This window comes from Telluria sp. RB2R28, assembly GCF_059685835.1.
In genome coordinates this window covers 135951-156198 of sequence record NZ_JCASIK010000006.1, presented here as the reverse complement: position 1 = coordinate 156198, position 20248 = coordinate 135951, and the positions used below count along the sequence as shown (strand labels likewise).

At 62.8% G+C, this 20248-nt stretch carries 18 protein-coding genes and 1 pseudogene; 9 read left to right on the top strand and 10 right to left on the bottom strand.

Going from position 1 to position 20248, the window contains the following annotated elements; all coding sequences use genetic code 11:
* Positions 1-208: 208 nt before the first annotated feature.
* Positions 209-1834 carry an MFS transporter gene (locus AC56LV_RS20990; RefSeq protein ID WP_499560427.1) on the top strand — a complete coding sequence of 542 codons (1626 nt, stop codon included), beginning with the start codon at positions 209-211 and terminating at the stop codon, positions 1832-1834.
* Positions 1835-1955: 121 nt separating this feature from the next.
* Here AC56LV_RS20990 and AC56LV_RS20985 read toward each other — a convergent pair.
* Positions 1956-2083 (bottom strand): annotated as a pseudogene (locus AC56LV_RS20985) (tRNA dihydrouridine(20/20a) synthase DusA); the annotation flags it as partial.
* 129 nt (positions 2084-2212) lie between these two features.
* The gene (locus AC56LV_RS20980) at positions 2213-2998 is read right to left on the bottom strand and encodes a class I SAM-dependent methyltransferase (RefSeq protein ID WP_499560425.1); all 786 of its coding nucleotides are present in this window, start codon (positions 2996-2998) and stop codon (positions 2213-2215) included.
* 240 nt (positions 2999-3238) lie between these two features.
* Between AC56LV_RS20980 and AC56LV_RS20975 the strand changes: the two genes are divergently transcribed.
* Positions 3239-4036 carry an FkbM family methyltransferase gene (locus tag AC56LV_RS20975; RefSeq protein WP_499560423.1) on the top strand — a complete coding sequence of 266 codons (798 nt, stop codon included), beginning with the start codon at positions 3239-3241 and terminating at the stop codon, positions 4034-4036.
* Between the two features lie 71 nt (positions 4037-4107).
* On the opposite strand, the gene AC56LV_RS20970 is transcribed toward AC56LV_RS20975, so the two are convergent.
* On the bottom strand, positions 4108-6390 hold the full coding sequence (locus AC56LV_RS20970; RefSeq protein WP_499560421.1) for a tetratricopeptide repeat protein: 2283 nt from the start codon (positions 6388-6390) through the stop codon (positions 4108-4110).
* 230 nt (positions 6391-6620) lie between these two features.
* Here AC56LV_RS20970 and AC56LV_RS20965 point away from each other — a divergent pair, with 230 nt between their 5' ends.
* Positions 6621-7493 carry a flagellin N-terminal helical domain-containing protein gene (locus AC56LV_RS20965; RefSeq protein ID WP_499560420.1) on the top strand — a complete coding sequence of 291 codons (873 nt, stop codon included), beginning with the start codon at positions 6621-6623 and terminating at the stop codon, positions 7491-7493.
* Between the two features lie 86 nt (positions 7494-7579).
* On the top strand, positions 7580-8443 hold the full coding sequence (locus tag AC56LV_RS20960) for a hypothetical protein (protein WP_499560418.1): 864 nt from the start codon (positions 7580-7582) through the stop codon (positions 8441-8443).
* On the opposite strand, the gene AC56LV_RS20955 is transcribed toward AC56LV_RS20960, so the two are convergent.
* From AC56LV_RS20955 to AC56LV_RS20925, 7 genes are read right to left on the bottom strand one after another with little or no spacing between them, the layout of a single operon-like run.
* Positions 8440-10533: a flagellar biosynthesis protein FlhA gene (locus tag AC56LV_RS20955; RefSeq protein WP_499560416.1), complete on the bottom strand. Its 2094-nt coding sequence runs from the start codon at positions 10531-10533 to the stop codon at positions 8440-8442. The genes AC56LV_RS20960 and AC56LV_RS20955 overlap by 4 nt on opposite strands.
* Before the next feature lie 5 nt (positions 10534-10538).
* On the bottom strand, positions 10539-11675 hold the full coding sequence (flhB, locus tag AC56LV_RS20950; protein ID WP_499560414.1) for a flagellar type III secretion system protein FlhB: 1137 nt from the start codon (positions 11673-11675) through the stop codon (positions 10539-10541).
* On the bottom strand, positions 11665-12444 hold the full coding sequence (gene fliR / locus AC56LV_RS20945; protein WP_499560413.1) for a flagellar biosynthetic protein FliR: 780 nt from the start codon (positions 12442-12444) through the stop codon (positions 11665-11667). The genes flhB and fliR overlap by 11 nt, the downstream gene beginning before the upstream one ends.
* Positions 12445-12460: 16 nt before the next feature.
* Entirely contained in the window at positions 12461-12730 is a 270-nt protein-coding gene (gene fliQ, locus AC56LV_RS20940) for a flagellar biosynthesis protein FliQ (protein WP_499560411.1), read from the bottom strand.
* Between the two features lie 30 nt (positions 12731-12760).
* The gene (gene fliP, locus AC56LV_RS20935; protein WP_499560409.1) at positions 12761-13558 is read right to left on the bottom strand and encodes a flagellar type III secretion system pore protein FliP; all 798 of its coding nucleotides are present in this window, start codon (positions 13556-13558) and stop codon (positions 12761-12763) included.
* Positions 13555-13905, bottom strand: a complete 351-nt coding sequence (locus AC56LV_RS20930; protein ID WP_499560407.1) for a FliM/FliN family flagellar motor switch protein — start codon at positions 13903-13905, stop codon at positions 13555-13557. The genes fliP and AC56LV_RS20930 overlap by 4 nt, the downstream gene beginning before the upstream one ends.
* Before the next feature lie 5 nt (positions 13906-13910).
* Complete coding sequence (locus AC56LV_RS20925) at positions 13911-14840, bottom strand: FliM/FliN family flagellar motor switch protein (RefSeq protein ID WP_499560405.1); 930 nt, start codon at positions 14838-14840, stop codon at positions 13911-13913.
* Positions 14841-15162: 322 nt separating this feature from the next.
* Between AC56LV_RS20925 and fliE the strand changes: the two genes are divergently transcribed.
* The 5 genes from fliE to fliI are packed head-to-tail and all read left to right on the top strand — an operon-like array spanning position 15163 to position 20243.
* On the top strand, positions 15163-15516 hold the full coding sequence (fliE, locus tag AC56LV_RS20920) for a flagellar hook-basal body complex protein FliE (protein WP_499560403.1): 354 nt from the start codon (positions 15163-15165) through the stop codon (positions 15514-15516).
* Between the two features lie 36 nt (positions 15517-15552).
* On the top strand, positions 15553-17241 hold the full coding sequence (fliF, locus tag AC56LV_RS20915; protein WP_499560401.1) for a flagellar basal-body MS-ring/collar protein FliF: 1689 nt from the start codon (positions 15553-15555) through the stop codon (positions 17239-17241).
* Positions 17225-18247 carry a flagellar motor switch protein FliG gene (locus tag AC56LV_RS20910; RefSeq protein WP_499560399.1) on the top strand — a complete coding sequence of 341 codons (1023 nt, stop codon included), beginning with the start codon at positions 17225-17227 and terminating at the stop codon, positions 18245-18247. Before fliF ends, AC56LV_RS20910 begins: the two co-directional genes overlap by 17 nt.
* Positions 18244-18930, top strand: coding sequence for a flagellar assembly protein FliH (gene fliH, locus AC56LV_RS20905; protein WP_499560397.1), 687 nt, complete (start codon positions 18244-18246; stop codon positions 18928-18930). The genes AC56LV_RS20910 and fliH overlap by 4 nt, the downstream gene beginning before the upstream one ends.
* Positions 18927-20243, top strand: a complete 1317-nt coding sequence (gene fliI / locus AC56LV_RS20900) for a flagellar protein export ATPase FliI (protein ID WP_499560395.1) — start codon at positions 18927-18929, stop codon at positions 20241-20243. Before fliH ends, fliI begins: the two co-directional genes overlap by 4 nt.
* Positions 20244-20248: the final 5 nt, after the last annotated feature.

Here is a 20248-nt window from a genome sequence, read left to right as displayed (position 1 = left end):
TTTGGGTCAAATCCGTACTCGCCTGCACGATCTGACACTGAGGTGACGGTTGGTTGGTTGTTGGTTGGTCGCTGGCTGGCCACCAGTCGGCGCGCCGCGCTCTGCCCGGCCACGACTACAATGGCAATTGTTGCCACGCATTCGCCTTTCTCATGACACGCTGCACACCGATCCGGCCATCCGCATTGTTCGCGCTCGGCCTTCCTGCATGGTGATGGCCCCGCCCACGTTATCGGCGCCGTCGGCGAACGACGCCGCCCCACCGCCATCAGCCTTCGGGCCGATGCGCGCGCCGGTGTTTCGCATGCTATGGCTGACCTGGCTCATTGCCAACACCTGCATGTGGATGAATGACGTCGCCGCCGCCTGGATGATGACGTCGCTGACGACTGCGCCAATCTGGGTTGCACTGGTGCAGACGGCGTCGATGCTGCCTGTGTTCCTGCTCGGCTTGCCCAGCGGCGCGCTGGCCGATATCCTCGACCGACGCCGCTATTTCATCATCACGCAGTTCTGGGTCGCGTTCGTGGCCACCATCCTGTGCGCGGTGATCCTGGCCGACGCGATCACGCCATCGGTGCTGCTGGCGCTGACCTTCGCCAATGGCATCGGCCTGGCAATGCGCTGGCCCGTGTTTTCGGCCATCGTGCCTGAACTCGTGCCGCGCACGCAGCTGCCGGCGGCGCTGGCGCTCAATGGCGTGGCGATGAACGCCTCGCGCATCGCCGGGCCACTGGCGGCCGGCGCCATCATTGCGAGCATGGGCAGCGCCTGGGTGTTCGTGCTCAATGCGGTGCTGTCGGTCATTTCAGGGTTCGTGATCATGCGCTGGCGTCGCACGCACGTCCCGAGTCCGTTGGGCCGCGAGCGCATCGGCGGGGCCATGCGCGTCGGCATGCAGTTTGCCCGGCATTCGACCCGTGTGAAGGCCGTGCTGGCGCGGGTAGCGGCATCGTTTTTCCACTCCACTGCCCTGATGGCGCTGTTACCACTGGTAGCGCGTGCGCAGGGCGGCGGCGGGGCGGCCGTGTTCACGCTGCTGCTGGCATGCATGGGCGGCGGCGCCATCAGCGCGGTAGTATTCCTGCCGCGCATGCGCCAGGCGTTCAGCCGCGATACGCTCGTCATGGGCAGCACGGTGCTGTCAGCAGCGACGATCGTGGTGGCGGCAATCAGCACCAACGTGGTACTGACTTCGTGCGCAATGTGGCTGTCTGGAATGGCCTTCATCGTGTCGGCCAATTCCCTGAGCGTGTCGATGCAGATGGCCCTGCCCGACTGGGTACGGGCGCGCGGCATGTCGATCTATCAGATGGCCCTCATGGGCGCGAGCGCGACGGGTGCGGCGGTCTGGGGCCAGGTGGCTACCCTCGACAGCGTGCAGCACAGTTTGCTTTATGCGGCGGGCAGCAGCGTGCTCGTGATGGCACTCGTGCTGCGTTTGATCCAGGACCGCGAGCTGCTCGAGGACATGACGCCGTCGTCGGCATTGAAAGCCCTGGCCCCTTCCCACTCGCCGCTGCAGGATGGCGGACGCCTCGTGCTGACGGTCGAATACCGGATCGACCCGGTCCGCAAGGAAGCGTTCATGGCGCTGATGGAACTGAGCCGGCGCGCACGCCTTCGCCAGGGCGCGCTGAGCTGGACCTTGCTGCGCGACGTGAGCGATCCGGGGCTGTTCACCGAGCAGATCATCGATCCGTCCTGGACCGAGCACCTGCGCCGGTTTGACCGGGCGACAGCGGGCGACGCAGCGCTGCGCGAGCGCAAATTGGCGTTTCATCTGGGGCCCGATGGGCCGGTGGTGACGCGGCGCCTGGTTGCGCGGTCATGAATCGATGGATGTAACTGGTTTCACGCAGCGCTGCCGGGGCCACGTTTTTTTGTATCGAATTGCTGGTGTTAATCTTGCAGGATCAAGAGGCACGTGGCATCCCACCAGCGACTTGTTTCAGGTCGAGCTTGCGCTCGTACGCAGCGACGTAACGCAGCGGCGGGATCACACGGTTTCTTTCGGAGACAGGCTTTTCAGGATCGCATTGCGCGCATGCACGATGATCGTGATACAGCTGGCGTCGGCGATGATCGGGGCGCCGATGTCGAGCGTCTTGATACGGCCAGGTAAGAGCCGTGGCATGCGCGTGCTGCCCAGGGTTTGTCACGACGGCCTTCTTCCTGTCCGAAGGAGCCGTCGTTGCCGCGCATTGACACGCTATTGCTGACCCATCAATTTGGCTGCCCACCCGGGCAAGCGGTTGAAGAAACAGTGCAAACCTGTGTTGAAACTGCCGAATTCAAGGCCGTGAAGAGTTGCCAGCTCGACCAGACTTTTTTTGGAGAACAAGCTGATATGCCCGTTTCGTGGCGATGCATACCACCAGTTCAGACGACCTTTTGCCTGAATATGGTCATCAGAAAGCAGCGTAGAAAAAATGACTACGCACTCGTCATCCATCAGACTGGTCAGGTTCGACATCAAGTCGCGCACGTCCGGCACATGCTCGAACACTTCGAAAGCAGTAATCAGGTTGAATTTTCCCAGCGACGAGAGCGCCAGATCGTTACTCGGGAACGGGTCATACGTCCTCGAGTCCCAGCCGAGCTCGCCGAGCTTGGCGCTCAGCAAACCATTACCTCCACCATAATCGAGGTGACTTATGACACTTCTCTGGTCGTTAAACAGTGTGCCAACAAAATCCGCATTCGAGAGGGGTCGCTTGCTGACGTAATCCGGATCGACGTTGATGTAGTCGTCGTTGTATATCTGCGACAAGAATCGCTCGCTGGGCCAGTGCTGGAACTCTGCAGCAAAAGTGAATCCACAACTGATGCAACGGTGATAGTAAATCGGTATCCCGGTCAGTGAAAGATGTGCTCCCCAAGACTCACTGCAGCTCTTGTTAAGATCAACCACGTCGTATATTAATGCGGTCTTCTCACATATTGGACAAGCGCATTCGATGCTGGTTGTCTGTTGACTTGGGGGGACGATATCCATGAAAGTTCCGGTAGTTGCAAAGTATGATTGAGCGTGATGATGCTACCCCGCTACACTACACCACGCCATATATTTCCAGGAAGAAAACCTTTCGGCATGAAGCCGAACTGCACACACCTTGACTTTCAACACCTGATCATCAAAAATACCATGAGGAATTTTTTATATCCTTAGATAAATTTAGCTTATTGCTATTTATTTTTGTATAAGAATGCCTTTTAATCAACCAAGATTAGCTCAATGAAAAATTCCGTTTCGCGCCCCACTGCATTCACGCTGGTCTCAACCAATCATGGTAGTTTGCTGGTCAATCGCCACGATTACCGCGCTGTACCTGGCGGCGCCTATGGCGTCGGATACCAGCTTCTCGAAACGTCATCGTTTGACCATGAAGAAGTTGACACCGCGCTGCAATTGCTTGCCTCGCGCCGGAAGAATTTTGGCGATGGCGTGGTGGCGATTGATTGTGGCGCCAATATTGGCGTGCATACGATCGAGTGGGCGCGTGCAATGTATGGATGGGGCGAAGTCATCGCCTTCGAAGCGCAGGAACGGGTGTTTTACGCACTCGCCGGAAACGTGACGATGAACAACTGCTTCAACGCACGGGCAGTATGGGCTGCAGTTGGTGCCGTGAATGGAACGATCAGGGTGCCCGTACCCAACTACTTTTCACCTTCCAGCTTCGGCAGTCTGGAAATAAAAAAGAGCGTGCACAATGAATTCATTGGCCAGCACATCGATTACTCGGAAGAGAAAACCCAGCTGACCGAGATGCGGTGTATCGACAGCTACGGGTTGCCCCGCCTCGACTTTATCAAGATCGATATCGAGGGAATGGAAATGGAAGCATTACAAGGCGCACAAGACACCATCGCGCGCCTGAAACCCCAGTTGATGATCGAGAAGATCAAGTCCAACGAGGCTGACATCAGCGCGTTCCTGACTGCCCATGGCTACACAATCTTCCCGCTCGGCATCAATATGCTGGCGATCCACGACTCTGACCCTGTGTGCAAGGAAATCAGCGTCGGCTGAGCCTCATGACAGGGCCAGGGTTCTGCTACCTGGCCCGAACCCTCGCCCTGCAACAGGCCTGATGCCAGGCCCTATCCCCGGGCCAGCGATTGCAGGTTAGTGTGCACTTCTTCGCGCACTTCGCTCCAGTCGTCCAGTACCCGCTGACGGTATAGGGTGACGCGAGGATACCAGGGGCTGTCGCGGCGATCGCGCAGCCAGCGCCAGTCGGGGATGGCCGGCAGCAAAATCCAGGTAGGCCGCCCCAGCGCGGCCGCCAGGTGGGCAACGCTGGTATCGACCGATACCACTACGTCCATGAGCTCGCACAGCGCGGCAGTGTCACTGAAATCGTGCAAGTGCTCATTGATCAGGGTGACATCGCCACGCTCACCAAGCGCTGCGAGGTCGCCATCACGCACGTCTTTCATCAACGATATGTATTCGGGTCCAACGGGTAGCATGCGCATGAATTCACCGAACACGATACTTCGACTCACATCGTTGCCATGCGTGGGATTTCCGCTCCAGACCAGGCCAACCCGCGGCTGCGTTTGCACACCCAGGCGCTGCGCCCATGCTTGCATCCGGCCTGCATCCGGCCGCAAATAATGGGCTGGTGCGGGAATGTCGTCGAGCTCCATTGCAAGCGCCATTGGCACGCTCATCATTGGACACCAGTAGTCGAACCTCGGAAGCTGATCGCCCCGCGCCACCACCGCGCTCACGCCTTCGATCGAGCTTAACACCTCCACCAGCCCACGCTGCACTTCCATGATGACAGTCGCACCACGCGCCGCCAACAGCGTCGCGAATCGGCTGCACTGGATCGTGTCGCCGAATCCCTGCTCTGAACTCAGCAAGATCGCCTTCCCGTTCAACGCCTGGCCTCGCCACTGCGGCTGCATGAAATTGCGACTGTCTGCAGAATTCTCGAAGTGTGGTGTCTTCCAGCGCCACTCATGATCGATCCAGCCCTGCCGGAAATTACCGTGCTCGAGGTGCAGCAGGCTGCGATTCCAATAGGCGCCAGCCATGCGCGGATCAAGCGCGAGTGCGGCATCGTAGTCTGCCAGCGCACGCGCATAATCACCATAGCCGGCATAGACGGTACCGCGATTGAGGTAGCTTTCTGGACGCTCATTATCGAGCTCGATGGCCCTGGTGTAGGTCGCTTCGGCCTCGGCGAAACGCTTCTGGTCGCGCAAGACGTTCGCGAGATTCTGGTACGCACTGACCATGCGCGGTTCGAGCTCGATGGCGCGTTCGTGCGCCGCCAGCGCGTCTTCCAGGCGTTTCACGTCTTTCAGGATGGTCCCGCGTACATCATGCGCATGGGCATCGTCTTCGAGCAAACGCACTGCCATGTCGGCACAGCCCAGCGCGGTGTCGAAGTGCTTGAGGGCCCGCAGTACTGCTGCGCAGCTCTTGTAGGCTTCCTGGTAGTCTGGCTTGAGCTTGATCGCCTGTTGGCAGTCGGCAAGCGCGTCATCGTAGCGCTTGAGATGATGCAGTACGGTTGAGCGATTGTGGTAAGCCTGGGCAAAGTTCGCGTCAATATCGATGGCGCGGCCATAGCTGGCCAGGGCATCGTCATGGTCACCGCGCGCATGCTCGGTCACCCCGCGATTGAACCAGGAATCGGGCGAGGCAGGGTCGACGAACAGCGCTGCATTGAAGCTCGCCAGTGCCTCATCGAACCGACGCAGCTCTTTGAGCACATTACCCCGGTTATTGAGCGCATCCAGGCAATGTGGCGTCAACATCAGTACGCGATCATAACTGGCAAGCGCCTGCTCGAATCGCCCCAATTCCCTCAGTACGACGCCCCGATTATTCAGCGCTTGCGTATCGTGCGGATTCATGGCCAGCGCCTGCTCATACTCGTGCAACGCTTCTTCGAAACGCCGCAGCGCCTGCAAGGCGTTGCCACGGCTGTAGTGCAGGTCCGCGCTGGCGCCGTCCAGTGCCAGCGCCCGGTCATAGGAGGCAAGCGCCAGATCAAATTGACCTAATTGCTTATATGCATTGCCGAGGTCGACGTGAATCGCGCCGATCTCGGCATTGATTGCCAGTGCCGAGCGCAGAAAGCCGGCACCCCCTTCGTAACTACCCGTCTCAATGGCAATAATGCCGACGTGATGCAAGGCACCCACATGACCGGGTACCATGCGCAGCACTTTTTCGTAGGCTTGCATCGCCTGCTCGAGCAAGTTCTCTCGGTGAAGCGCGACCCCGCCTAAAAACAGCGCATGGGCCTGTTCGTTGAGATCGTGTATGGAGATGCCAGCTGGCTCGGTTGACATACTTGTCATGGGAAATACCTTGCTGTAATGGATGGAATACGTGGTGATGGCGCCCGCAGCATCCATCATATACGGCTCGTTAAGTTTCCGTATGACAATTGCGGTACATCCCACTGAGGCTTGCGAACGATGTTGTGCTTTTTGGACAGGGAGAGGACGGCATCTGGGCGCCGCCTCCTCAAACAAAATAAAAATTTCCTTACGGAACTTAATTAACTTGCAGAAGTGGTCGCCTTGTACCTGTGAGAGCGCGCCGGAAGCGCATTTCAACCGAATTCAACCCTACCAGGAGCGTTACCATGCTGAGCCTTCACACCAACAACGCAGCACTCGCAGCACAAAATGCTTTGGGCCGCACCCAGAACTCGCTGTCGACTTCCATGACCCGTCTGTCGACCGGTTTCCGCATCAACTCGGCAATGGACGACGCTGCGGGCCTGCAGATCGCGACCCGCCTGAAAGCGCAAACCAGCGGCATGTCGGTCGCCATGCGCAATACCCAGAACAGCACGTCGATGCTGCAAACCGCCGAAGGCGCACTGGACGAAGTCACCAACATGCTGGTCCGCATGAAAGACCTGGCCACCCAGGCAGCCGACACGTCGTCGACCACCAAAGACAAGGCAGCAATGCAGGGTGAGTACGACAACCTGGGCAAAGAAATCCAGAACATCATGACCAACACCAAGTTCGGTGGCCAGGCACTGCTCAAGGCCGGCACCGTGGCATCGGCGATGACGTTCCAGATCGGTTCGGACACGTCGGAAACGATGCAACTGAACCTGGCGACCGAAATGGGCACAGCCGGTACTGTGTTCGCCTCGCTCGGTTCGGCCTCGACCTATGCAGGCCAAACTGCCAGCACGGCAACTGCCGGCACCGAACTGACCGCGTCGGCCAACGCCAGCATCAACCTGCTGTCGGACGCAATCGATAAAGTCAGCTCGGTGCGTTCGAGCATGGGCGCGACCGCAAACCGCCTGGATCACGTGTACAACAACCTGGCCAACATCTCCAGCAACACCAAGGCCGCAACCGGCCGTATCATGGACGTCGACTTCGCGACCGAAAGCGCAAGCATGACGTCGAACCAGATGCTGATGCAAGCTGGTACCGCCATGCTGAAGCAGTCGAACAGCATGTCGTCGATGGTCATGTCGCTGCTGCAATAATGGCCTAGCGCCCGGGTACCGCACCCGGGCATTGCCCAAAGGCCAGCCAAACGGCTGGCCTTTTTTCATTCTGATACAGGTCCATCATGACCAGCGTCGCCATTCCTCCCCTGCCTGCGCCAAGCGCGCCCACCCTGCATGTGACGCCGGTCATCGCGGCCTCGCCTGCCGCCCTGCTCACCGGCAGCGGCGATGGGCCGCCGTTGCCGTTTTCACAGACGCTATCGAGCACTGCCGGTGCAGCAGGCCAGCCGGCGCCGGAGACCGGCGCCGAAGGCGCGGCCATGCGTCCGGACCAGGTCTTGATGGCGCGCCAAATGGCCTATCCGCAGCAGGATGGCGCCAGCCTGGCACGCAGCTGGCGCGCCCAGGTGCGCAACCACGGCAGCGCGCTGACCAGCCGCGCGCTGGCCGACAGCGGCGGCCACCTGTCGCCGGCTTTGTTGGCGGCAGCCCAGCAGGGCCAAGTGGCGCGCGCACCCGAACCACACCTGTTCCATCCGGATGCCTGGCGCTTCACGGTGCATGCCGGCTCGCACGCAGCCCAGCACCTCGCGGTGCTGGCCGAGGATGCCGAAGAAACGCCCGGACGCCGGCGCCGACCGCGCGCCGCCCTTCGCCTCGAGCTGATACTGGCTGATGGCAGCGTGGTGGTGATCCAGGTGGAACCGATGACGCAGGGCGTGGCGCTGACCATCTGCGCGGCCGACAGCCGCGCACTGACGCGGCTGCGCTGGCTGCAGCCGGTCCTGGAACAGGCGCTGGGACGCGCTGGCGTGAACGTGCTGCGCTGGCAATACCGCGCCAAGCTGCCGGAAGGCCGCTCGCACGCCATGCTGGCCAATGCCGAAGCAGCCGCACAGGCGCTCACGCCAGCCGTGTTCCGGACAGTGGCCGAACTGGCGCTGCTGCTGCCGGCCCAGGGCGGGCCGGCCGAACCCGAGAACTAGCCCACCGTCCCAACGATCGACACATCGCGGTTCTCTGGAATCTCGTTATACGACAGCACGTGCAATCCCGGCGCAAACAGGCGCGCATAGCGCGCCAGCAGCGGGCGAACCTGTGGCAGCACCAGCAGCAGCGGCGGCGTGTGCTGCCCCTTCATCTGCTCGCGCGCCACCGGCATATTGATCTGCAGTTGTGACAGCAGTTGCGGGTCGATCGGATAATTGTCGAGCGCGACCTTGCCACCGCCGGCCTGGCGCGCCTGGTTCAGCGAACCCAGCAGCATGTTCTCGAGCTCGGCCGACAAATTAAAGGCCGGCATGTCCTTCTTCTTGCCGAACAGGGTCGAGACGATCTGGCGCCGCAGCGCGCAGCGCACTTCGGCCGCCAGCAGGATCGGGTCCTTGGTCGTCTCCGAACTGTCGAGCAAGGTCGTGGCGATCACCACGATGTCCTTGAGCGAGACCCCTTCGGCCAGCAGCACGCGGAACACACGCAGCAGCTGGGTATGGGTCAGTGCCTTGTCGAGCGCGGCGGCCAGCTTGGGCGAGAGCGCGGTCAGGCGCTCCAGGATGGCGGGCACGTCTTCATGGCGAAACAGTTCGTGCAGGTACTCGCGCACCACCTTCGAGACGTGGGTGGCGATCGCACTGGGCACCTCGATCACCTGGTAACCAAGGCCCAGCGCATGCGCCTTCTGGTCGGGCGTGATCCAGGTGATGGCCATGCCATACGCCGGCTCCAGGCCGGGTATGCCATCGAGCTCGCCATACACATTGGGCGACGGGATCGCCAGCAGATGGTCGGGCATCACCTCGGCCTCGGCCACCACCGTGCCCGACAGGCTGATCGAATACTGGGTCGGGCGCAGCGCCAGGTCGTCGCGCACGGCAATCGCCGGCAACAGCATGCCCATCTGCTCAGACAGGCTCTGGCGCACGCCCTTGACGCGTTTTTGCAGCGGCTCGCCCTGGGCGCGGTCGATCATGCCGACCAGCTTGTAGCCGACCGCCACCGTCACCGCCTGCACGACCGGCAGCGCCTGCCAATCGAGATCGGGGATGCGCTCGTCGCGCAGCGCCGCCTCGATCTTGGCCACCCCGGCGACGTCGGGCGCCAGCACGCGTTTCGACATATTCCAGCCGACATAGGCCAGCACGCCCGCAGCGGTAGCGAAGAACCACCACGGCATGCCCGGCACGACGGCCATGATCAGCATCACCCCGGCAGCCGAGTACAGCACGCCCGGCTGGGCCAGCAACTGGCTGCCGACCTGCTGCTCGAGGTCGCCCGATTCGCCGATGCGGGTGACCAGGATCGCCGCTGCCGCCGAAAGCAGCAGGGCCGGGATCTGGCCCACCAGGCCGTCGCCGATGGTGAGAAGCGCATACACACGGAACGATTCGGCCACCGGCAGATCGTGCATCAGCGAACCGATCGCGATACCGCCGATCAGGTTGATGATCAGGATGAGGATCGAGGCGACGGCGTCGCCGCGCACGAACTTCGAGGCGCCGTCCATGGCGCCATAGAAATCGGCTTCGGCGGCCACGTCCTTGCGCCGGATGGTGGCCTGCTCCTGGTTGACCAGGCCGGCGTTGAGGTCGGCGTCGATCGCCATCTGCTTGCCCGGCAAGGCGTCGAGCGTGAAGCGGGCCGAGACTTCCGAGATGCGCTCGGCGCCCTTGGTGACGACGATGAAGTTAATGATCATCAGGATCACGAACACCACCAGGCCAACCACGAAATTGCCGCCGATGACCACGTTGCCGAACGATTCGATCACCTGGCCAGCGGCATGCGTGCCTTCGTGGCCATGCAGCAGCACGACGCGGGTCGAGGCCACGTTCAGCGCCAGGCGCATCAGGGTGGTGCCCAGGATCACGGTCGGGAACACCGAGAAGTCGAGCGGCCGGCGCGCCGTCACCGCCACCAGGATCACGATCAGCGCGAGCACGATGTTGAACGTGAAGAGCACGTCGAGCAGGATCGGCGGCAGCGGCAGGATGATCATGCCCAGCAGCGCAATCAGGAAGATCGGCGCGGCGAACTTGTGCCTTCGCAGCTCCGCCATCACGCCGTTGAAGGAATTCATGAAGTTCATGCTTTGGCCTCACTCAGATGAGATGGCACATCCATCTCGTTGGGGAACCGTGGGGGCGCCTGGCGCTTTCCCGAACGGAACGCATTCAGTTGTAAAACATAATTCAGGACCTGCGACACCGCCTGGTACAACTGGGCCGGGATCTGCTGCTGCACCTGGCTGGTGTTGTAGATGGCGCGCGCCAGCGGCGGCAACACCAGGGTCTCGACCGCGTTCTCGCGCGCCACCTGGCGGATGTAGAGCGCCATCTCGTCGACACCCTTGGCCACCACGAACGGCGCCTCGGCGCGCCCGGCATCGTACTTGAGCGCCACCGCGTAGTGTTCGGGATTGACGATCACGACGTCGGCGGTGGGCACGGTACCGCGCACGCTGCGCCGCGCCAGCTGCTGCTGCAACTGGCGGATGCGCTGCTTGATCTCGGGCCGGCCTTCGCTGCTCTTGTGTTCTTCCTTGATGTCGTGCTTGCTCATACGCTGGTTGCGCATGAACATGAAGTGCTGCACCGGGACATCGATCAGGGCGAACACCACGAACACCGCCACCAGCGCCATCAAGCCGTCCATTGCCAGGGCGCTGCCGGCGGCCAGCGCCTCGGGCAGCGCCATCTGCTGCAGCTCGACATAGGCCTTCATGGCGCCAGTGATGGCGAACCACAGCGCCACGCCCAGCACGACCGCCTTGGCGGTCGAGGTCAGAAAGCCGACCCAGTGCTTCTGGCCGAACAGGTTGCCCAGATTGGTGATCGGGCTGAAACGGCTGAACTTGGGCGCAAGGTTCTTGCTGCTGGCGATGAAGCCGCCCGGCACCGCGCCAGCCACGATGATTGCCAGTGGCACCAGCGCCAGCGGTATGACCATCTTCACGAACAGCAGCAAGGCGGCCGTCAATACCACCGACAACGCGTTTTCCAGGTCGCCCGCCTCACCCAGCGGCACGTACACCAGCTGGAACAGGTGGCGCAGGTCTTCCAGGTAGCCGGGCGCCATGAAGGTAAACACTTTCAGGCCGACCAGGATGCCGATAGCGGTGGCCAGGTCGCGCGAGCGCACCACCTGCCCTTCCTGGCGGGCCTTCTTGAGCTTCTGGGCCGAGGGCTTTTCGGTCTTGTCGCCGCTGCTGTTATCCGCCACGGGCCATCCTCATTTGTTCGCCCAGCATTTCGAGCACCTGGTTGGTCATGGCAATGTAGTGCTCGGGAATGAAGCGCACCAGCTGGATCAGCATCAGCAGGCCGAAGATGGTCACCAGCGAAAAGCCCAGCGAAAACAGGTTCAGGCTGGGCGCCACGCGGTTCAGGAAGCCAAAGCCCATCTGCACCACCACGGTCGAGAACACGATCGGCAGCGCCAGCAGGATTGCCGCGGAAAACACCCAGCCCACATTGAGCGCCACCGCTTCGAGCAACATCGGCTGCACGCCGGCGCCGACCGGCCAGGCATGAAAGCTCTGGCCCAGCACCGCCACCAGCACCAGGTGGGCGTCGATGGCAAAGAACACGAGCATCGCCACCAGCGACATCAGGCCCGAGATCACGTCCGACGCCTGGCCGTTGACAGGGTCGTTCATCTGGGCCATCGAAAAGCCGATCTGGCTCGATGCCAAAAAACCGAGCAGGGTGACGGCGGCCATCGCAAACTGGAGGGCAAGACCGAGCACGGCACCGATCACGGCTTGTTCGAACATGGCAATCACCCCGGCCAGCGAAAATGGATCGGGCATGACGCCGCGGGTGGTCAGCGGCAGCATCAGGAACGACAGCACCAGCGCGAGCAGCGCGCGCACCGGCATCGCAATGGCGCCGTCGCCGAACACCGGGGCGGTCACCATCATCGCCATGATGCGGCAGAACGGCCACCACAAGGCGCCGATCAGTGGCAGCAGGAAACCAACGAGCTCCATCGGCGCCGCCCCTGCCCTAGCCCACGAGGGTGGCAGCGCGCTGGAACACCGAGATGCAGTAATCCATCAGCTTGGAGGTCATCCAGTGGCCCGCCACGATCACCGCCACCAGGGTCACCAGCAGGCGCGGCAGGAAGCTCAGGGTCTGCTCGTTGATCTGGGTGGCGGCCTGGAACAGCGCCACCACGAGGCCCATCAGCAGGCCCGGGACCACCAGCACGATCACCATGATCATCACGATCTGCAGGGCTTCGACGACCAGGTCGACGGCGATATCGGGCGTCATGCCAGCCTCGCGCGGCGTTGCGCAGTGTCGCTAGTACGCATGGATGCTGCCCACCAGGGTGCTCACCGTGAGCGTCCAGCCGTCCACCAGCACGAACAGCAGCAGCTTGAACGGCAGCGAAATGACCAGCGGCGAGAGCATCATCATGCCCATCGCCATGAGTACCGAAGCCACCACCAGGTCGATGATCAGGAACGGGATGAACAGCATCGCGCCGATCTGGAACGCCGTTTTCAGTTCGGACAGCACGAAGGCGGCCAGCTTGACCGGGAAGCTATGCTGCTGCGGGGGCTGCTCGATCGACTCGCCGGCCAGGCGCGCGACCTGGGCCAGCGAGGTCTTGCTGGTCTGGGCCAGCATGAAGCGCGCAACGGGCACCTCGGCGATGCGCAGCGCCTGCTCCAGGCCGATCTTGTCCTGGTCATACGGAAGAAAGGCGTCCTTCCAGACTTGCTCGCCGACCGGGCGCATCACCAGGACAGTCAGGATCAGGGCAATGCCGGTGATGATCCGGGTAGGCAAGCCCTGCTGCAGGCCGAGCGCCTGGCGCAGCAACGAGAGCACGATCACGAAGCGGGTGAAACACGTCATCATCATGATCATCACGGGCAGCAGCCCGAGCAGCGTCATGATGACCAGGATCTGCGACTTGACGCTCATTCCGGAACTGGTAGCGTTGGCGCCCGGGATCACCCCGGCCAGCAAGTCCTGGTTCTGGGCGACCGCCGGCAGTGCCAGGCCCAGCAACAACAACCCGACGGGCAGCGCACGCACACCGGCGCGGCGTGCCCCGGCTGCGCGCCAGGCACTGCAGGTGGCCCCAGTCATGGTGCCAGCAGATCCAGGTTCAAACCATCGAGATCGATCACCTTCAGGCCGTACTGCTCGCCAGCGACAACGACCTCGGCGCGACCGATGGGCGTGCCATTGACCTTGATCACCAGCGGCTCGCCGGCAAGCGAATCGAGCGGCAACACCGACGACGGCTGAATATCCATCAGTTCCTGCAGGGAAATGCGGGTGGAGCCGACTTCGAGCGTCAGGGTAACCGGGATGCGGCGCATCATCTGCGGCAGTTGGCGCCCTGGCTTGCGGCCGGGCGCGGCGATGGCCTGCTCGACACCATCCAGATCATCAATGATCACGTCGTCAGCCAGTTGCTCGTTGAGGTTCATGTCCATTATTCGGCGTCTTCAAATGAGGTTAAACACAGTTTGCCCTTGTGTTCGGCAACAGCGGCCGTAAACAAGCGCGAGTCGTCCAGCAGCACATCGGCGCGGCCGACCGAGACCGGTATGACATCCCCGACCTTCAGATCGAACAGTGTCGCCAGAGTGACTTCCTTGCTCACCAGGCGGCCTTCGAGCTTGACTGAAAGATGCGAGGCGAGTGACTCGCGCGACATGCGCGGAGCGCGCGCTGCATTGCGCTCGGCCATCAATCCTTGCAGCACCTGCGACATCAGACCATGGTCGAGACTGATCCACAACTGCCCTTCAGGAGCGGCCAGGCCCGGCTCGTCAGAATCGCGCCTGCCATATTGTTCGCGCAGGACAGCGCGGATGACCCAGCCAGACTTGCCGGGAGCGCTCGTCGGCACAACCACCGCGCCCGTACTGGCGGCGTGTCTGGGCGCAGTCTGTGGCGCAATATCAACACGGCCGGTGCCGAGTCCCTCGGCAACCTTCCCATCGAGCAGGGAGGCGACCTGCTGGACCAAGGTTGCAGCGAGACGCTCTTCGGTCGAGGTCACGCGTTCGCCGAGCGGATCACGCTGCACTGCAGCAGAAGCCGTCGCTGGCGTGCGCCGGGCATAACGTCCTTCGAGTAGTCCCAGAAGCAGACCGCGCTCGAACGCAATGGCAGCCTGCCCATACGCACCGCTGACACCGAGCCAACGCAGCGCCGGACCCTCGGGGGCCGGTGCAAATGCGAGACTTTCCAGTCGATATGCACCCCAGTAACGGCGCCCTTCGGGCGACGCCATGGCGCGGCCCAATGCGTCGGCCAGGCGCACAGCAAAGCCCGGCAGCAGGTGCACCGGACGTCCCAGCAGGCAGGGATCGAGTACCTGGAAGTCGCGCGAACGGTCGAGTTGATTAATCGGCATGATTGTTAATTAAAAGTCCATGGTGGATGCGGTTCTTTCATTCCAGCCAGCAACAATTATACAGTCAACTGTGCTGCCAAAAGTTTGACATTCTCCTTTGATTTCCCACTTGCCCTACGGTAAGATTAATCTGTCGCATCGCAGCAACCATACGGTTTCCTGGCCTCTCAGAGGTGAAATGCACAGGAGAATAGATAAAGGCCGTGGAATGAAACGATCATTTGTTGATTTAAATTCAATAAAATCAGTACCGAATCACGCTTTTCATCGACGAAAACAGTAATTTTGTCGCGATCACACAACATCTTTAATGGAAAACACGATGGCAACTGAACTCGCTGGCCTGATCCGGGCCGACATGGCCCAACTGACCAACGACGCAAACCGCATGGCGGTTGCGCCTGCGGCTGCGTCGTTTGCCGAACTGGGTGCGCAAGGCGCAGGTGCCGACACCGCGTTTTCGTTCACTCAGGCCATGAAGAATGCCATCGCAGGTGTCGATGCACAGGATCAGGCTGCGGGCGCACGCGTGGCTGCCGTCGAAACTGGCAAGAGCGACGACCTGGTCGGCGCAATGCTTGCGAGCCAGGAAGCCAGCCTGTCCTTTTCGATGTTGATGCAAGTGCGCAACAAGGTGATGACGGCAGTCGACGAGCTCATCAAGCTCCCGGTCTGATTCCTGCGGCCTGATCCCTAGATAAGCGACGTCTCCGTGATTTCATCTCTCAAGTCCGCCTTCGGCGGCAAGCTGGCCATGCCGGCGCTGCCACCGGCGCTGCGCAACAATTTGCCACTGATGCTCGGCCTGGCCGTTGCGCTCACTGCCGCCATCATGATGTATATGTGGCAAGACCAATCCAGCTACAAGCCCGTATTCGGCGCGCGCGAAAAGGTCGCTGCCGGCGACATGATGACTGTGCTGGAAGCCGAGCAGATTCCGTACCGCGTGCACCCTGACAGCGGTCAGGTGCTGGTACCGGCAGCCAGCCTGGGCAAGGTACGCATGCTGCTCGCGGCCAAGGGCGTGACGGCCCAGCTGCCGGCCGGCCTGGAACTGATGGACAGGAGCGATCCGCTGGGCGTGTCGCAATTCGTGCAGGACGTGCGCTTCAGGCGTGGCCTGGAAGGCGAGCTGGCGCAGAGCATCCTGACCATGGACGCCATCGCGTCGGCCCGGGTGCACCTGGCGATCGCCAAGACCAGCTCTTTCGTCACCGGCAACAGCGATGGCAATTCGGCTTCGGTGGCGGTGACGGTCAAGCCCGGCCGTCAACTGACCAACGAGCAGGTAGCCGCCATCGTCAACCTGATCTCGGGCAGTGTCGCTGGCCTGAAGCCGCAACGCGTCTCGCTGGTCGACCAGGCCGGCAATTTCCTGTCGTCGCGGGTCGATCTCGAGGGCGGCTTTGACGGCTCGGCCCAGGGCGACGGCGCATCCAAACGCTACGCCGACGACGTGCGTGGCAACGTCAACGACCTGCTCGCGCCGATTCTGGGCGTGAACAACTACAAGGTCAGCGTCACTGCCGCTGTCGACAATGACCGCATTGAAGAAACCCAGGAAAAATACGGCGAAGCCCCGAAAGTGACAAGCGAAGCGATGCGCGAAGAGATGGAGCGCAGCCGCATGGCAATGGGCGTGCCCGGCACGCTGTCGAACCGTCCTCCTGCCGTCGCCCCACCGGCCGAGGCAGGCGCCGCGGCGCCTGGCGCGGCCAACGACGACGGCAGCGCGCGCAAGAACGCCACCACCCGCCAGTATGCCTACGACCGCGCGATCACCCAGATCAAGCGCGAGCGCGGACGCCTGAAGAAACTGTCGGTGGCCGTGGTGCTCAACAATGCCAGCGCCGCCAATGCGAAAGCCTGGACGCCGGCCGAACTGGCCAATATCGAGAAGATCCTGGTCGGCGGCCTGGGCATCGACGCCGCGCGCGGCGATGTACTTGCCGTGTCCGGTATGAAGTTCCCGGCCGCCCCTGAGGCCGAGCAATGGTGGCAGGAGCGCGACAACGTCGTCGACATGACCAGCTACGCGCTATGGGCGCTGGGCGCGGTCCTGGCCTACTTCTTGTTGGCCCGTCCGCTGCTGCGCGCGGCCACGACCCGCCTTGCGCCGCCAGCGCCACTGGCGCCCGGCGTGCCGGCATTGCCGGGCGCAGCAGGCAGCGCCAGCGCTGCCCTGCCGGGTGGAGTCACTGCACTGGGCGCGCCTGAACCGATGTCGGCTGGCGGACCAAATGCGGTGGTGCCTTTGCTTGAAAACTACGATCTGCCGCCGTCCGGTTCGCCCGTCGACGTCATGGTCGACCATCTGAGAGTGCTGGCCGCCAAGGAACCTGAGCGGGTCGCCGAAGTCGTCAAACAATGGGTACAGAAGAAACATGGACGAGCTGAATAACGATGATGGCGCCGAAGGCGTCCTGAGCCCTGTCGAGCAGGCAGCGATCGTCTTGCTGTCGATCGGCGAAGAACAGGCGGCGGCCGTGCTGCGCTGCCTGGAGCGCGACGAATTGATGGAACTGACCCAGGTGATGTCGCGCATGAGCGGGATCAAGGTCGATGCCGTCAAGTCGGCACTGCAGACGTTCTTCGACGACTACCGCCAGCAAAGCGGCCTGCACGGCGCATCGCGCAGCTATCTGAAGCGCTCGCTCGATCTGGCTCTGGGCAGTGATATCGCCAACAGCGTGCTTAACACGATTTATGGCGATGCGATTCGTCCCAAGATGGCGCGTCTGCAATACGCCTCGCCCAAGTGGCTGGCCGAATTCATCTCGAGCGAACACGTGCAGATGCAGGCCGTGTTCCTGGCATTTTTGCCGCCGGCGCTGGCCTCGCAGATCCTCGAGGCACTGCCGGCCGAAGGTCGCGAACTGGTGCTGCTCAATATTGCGCGCCTGGATGAGATCAACCGCGACGTGCTGCACGAGCTCGAAGAGCTGGTCAGCCGTTGCCTGGCGGCGCTCGACACCCAGAGCGCCAACGTCGAAGGTGTGCGCCAGGTGGCCGACATCCTCAACCGCCTGCAGGACAACCGCGCCGGCATGGTCGAACTGCTGCGCGCCCACGATCCGGACGTGGTCACGCAGATCGAGATGTCGATGTACGACTTCTTCATCCTGTCGCGCCAGACCGAACAGGTCATCGCGCGCCTGCTCGACGATGTACCGCTGGAACAGTGGGCGATCGCCCTCAAGGGCGCCGAGCCGGCACTGCGCGACGTCATCCTGGCCGCCATGCCGCGTCGCCAGGCGCAGAGCTTCGAAGACCTGATGCGCCGCTCGGGCCCGGTACCAATGTCGCGCATCGTCCAGACCCGCCGCGAAATCATGGCGACCGTCAAGGAACTGGCCGACGCCGGCGAGATCGACATCCAGCTGTTTGCCGAGGCGACGGCAGAATGAAGCCATTCCGGCCCTTCCACTTCCCGCCGCTGCACCAGTTCAGCACGGCGCGCCTGCCCGGATCTGCCAGCACCGGGGCCAGCGCCGACACGGCCGAGGAATGGCAAAGTGCGCTGGCCGACGGCTACCGTCAGGGACAGCGCGAAGGCTACGAGGTCGGCCTGGACCAGGGCCGGGCCGAAGGTTTCCCACTGGGCCAGAGCGAAGGATTGCAGCGCGGTGTTGAAGAAGGCCGCGCCATGGCACTGGATCAGTTCGAACAACTGGCCAAGCCAATCGACGCGATGCTCAAGAATCTCAAGAAGCTCAAGACCGACCTGCGCGCGGCCCAGCGCACCGAGGTCGTCGAGCTGGTGGGCAAGATCGCGCGCCAGGTCATCCGCGCCGAACTGGCCCTGCAACCCGTGCAGTTGTTGTCGCTGGTCGAGGAAGCGCTGGCCGTGATGCCGCCGTCGCGCGACCAGGTCGAGGTGTTCATGAATCCGGAGGAGCTGCGCCGGGTGCTCGAACTGGATCCGAAGCGGGCCAAGAAATGGACCCTGCTGCCGGATCCGGCGCTCGAAGCCGGCGAATGCCGCGTGCGCTCGGGCGACAACGAAGTCGACGCCGGCTGCCAGGGCCGCCTGGCCGCGGTCATGGAACAGGTCCATGGCCAGCTCATGGGTGAGGACGCCGCGTCATGAAAGCCCTGGCCGATTCCCTGCGCGCAGTCGACATCGGCGCCGTGCCGGTGGCCACGCCCACCGGGCGTCTGGTCGGCGCCCAGGGCCTGCTGCTCGAGTCGGTCGGCTGCCGTCTGCATACCGGCCAGCGCTGCCGTATCGAAACGGTCGATGGCGAGTGGCTCGATGCGCAGGTGGTCGGTTTCCGCGAAAAGGTGTCGTATCTGATGCCATTCAAGAAAGCCTCGGGGCTGTCGACCGGCGCGCGCGTGCTGCCGGCCCCCGACAAGAGCGAGCTGATGATCGGCCCCAGCTGGATGGGGCGCATGGTCAACGGCCTGGGCGAGCCGATCGATGGACTTGGCCGCCTGGGCGGCGACCAGCCGCTGGCGACGACGCCGCCGCGCGTCAATCCGCTCAAGAAGACCCCGGTCGAGGAGCCGCTCGACGTTGGCGTGCGCGCCATCAATGCCATGCTCACCATCGGCAAGGGCCAGCGCGTCGGCCTGATGGCCGGCTCCGGGGTCGGCAAGTCGGTGCTGCTCGGCCTGATCACGCGCCAGACCGTGGCCGATGTGATCGTGGTCGGCCTGATTGGCGAACGTAACCGCGAAGTGCGTGAATTCGTCGAACGCTCGCTGGGTCCCGAGGGCCTGAAACGCGCGGTGCTGGTGGTGGCCCCTGCCGACGAAAGCCCGCTGATGCGGGTCATGGCGACCGAGCTGTGCCACGCGGTGGCGGCGCATTTTCGCGACCGCGGCCAGCACGTGCTGCTGCTGTGCGACTCGCTCACCCGCTACGCGATGGCGCTGCGCGAAGTGGCGCTGTCGCTGGGCGAGCCGCCGGCCACACGGGGCTACCCGCCGTCGGTCTTCTCGAACATGCCGCAGCTGGTCGAATCGGCCGGCAATGGCGAACACGCGCAAGGCAGCATGAGCGCGATCTACACCGTGCTGGCCGAAGGCGACGACCAGCAGGATCCGGTGGTCGATGCCGCGCGCGCGATCCTCGACGGCCACATCGTGCTCACGCGCGAACTGGCCGAGCGCGGTCACTATCCGGCGATCGATGTCGCGCAGTCGATTTCGCGCTGCATGGCCCAGGTCGTTGACCAGGAGCACTCGCTGGCCGGCCGCCGCCTGAAGGCGACCATGGCGCGCCACGCGCGGGTGCGCGACCTGATCCCGCTGGGCGCGTATGTGCCGGGCGCCGATCCGGAAACCGACCGCGCGGTCCAGTTACAACCCCGGATCGAAGCCTTCCTGTGCCAGGGCACGCGCGAAGAGGCGCCGCTGGGCGGCTGCGTCGAGGCCCTGAAAGCGATGATGGCATGAGGAAC

Excerpts from the sequence above, each read along its gene's own strand:
- fliP (WP_499560409.1), bottom strand. The coding sequence starts at position 13,558 with ATGACTGGGGCCACCTGCAGTGCCTGGCGCGCAGCCGGGGCACGCCGC.
- fliE (WP_499560403.1), top strand. The coding sequence starts at position 15,163 with ATGGCAACTGAACTCGCTGGCCTGATCCGGGCCGACATGGCCCAACTG.
- AC56LV_RS20980 (WP_499560425.1), bottom strand. The coding sequence starts at position 2,998 with ATGGATATCGTCCCCCCAAGTCAACAGACAACCAGCATCGAATGCGCT.
- fliR (WP_499560413.1), bottom strand. The coding sequence starts at position 12,444 with ATGGAGCTCGTTGGTTTCCTGCTGCCACTGATCGGCGCCTTGTGGTGG.
- AC56LV_RS20910 (WP_499560399.1), top strand. The coding sequence starts at position 17,225 with ATGGACGAGCTGAATAACGATGATGGCGCCGAAGGCGTCCTGAGCCCT.
- AC56LV_RS20925 (WP_499560405.1), bottom strand. The coding sequence starts at position 14,840 with ATGCCGATTAATCAACTCGACCGTTCGCGCGACTTCCAGGTACTCGAT.
- fliH (WP_499560397.1), top strand. The coding sequence starts at position 18,244 with ATGAAGCCATTCCGGCCCTTCCACTTCCCGCCGCTGCACCAGTTCAGC.
- AC56LV_RS20965 (WP_499560420.1), top strand. The coding sequence starts at position 6,621 with ATGCTGAGCCTTCACACCAACAACGCAGCACTCGCAGCACAAAATGCT.
- AC56LV_RS20930 (WP_499560407.1), bottom strand. The coding sequence starts at position 13,905 with ATGAACCTCAACGAGCAACTGGCTGACGACGTGATCATTGATGATCTG.
- AC56LV_RS20975 (WP_499560423.1), top strand. The coding sequence starts at position 3,239 with ATGAAAAATTCCGTTTCGCGCCCCACTGCATTCACGCTGGTCTCAACC.
- AC56LV_RS20990 (WP_499560427.1), top strand. The coding sequence starts at position 209 with ATGGTGATGGCCCCGCCCACGTTATCGGCGCCGTCGGCGAACGACGCC.
- AC56LV_RS20955 (WP_499560416.1), bottom strand. The coding sequence starts at position 10,533 with ATGAATTCCTTCAACGGCGTGATGGCGGAGCTGCGAAGGCACAAGTTC.
- AC56LV_RS20960 (WP_499560418.1), top strand. The coding sequence starts at position 7,580 with ATGACCAGCGTCGCCATTCCTCCCCTGCCTGCGCCAAGCGCGCCCACC.
- fliQ (WP_499560411.1), bottom strand. The coding sequence starts at position 12,730 with ATGACGCCCGATATCGCCGTCGACCTGGTCGTCGAAGCCCTGCAGATC.
- fliI (WP_499560395.1), top strand. The coding sequence starts at position 18,927 with ATGAAAGCCCTGGCCGATTCCCTGCGCGCAGTCGACATCGGCGCCGTG.
- AC56LV_RS20970 (WP_499560421.1), bottom strand. The coding sequence starts at position 6,390 with ATGATGGATGCTGCGGGCGCCATCACCACGTATTCCATCCATTACAGC.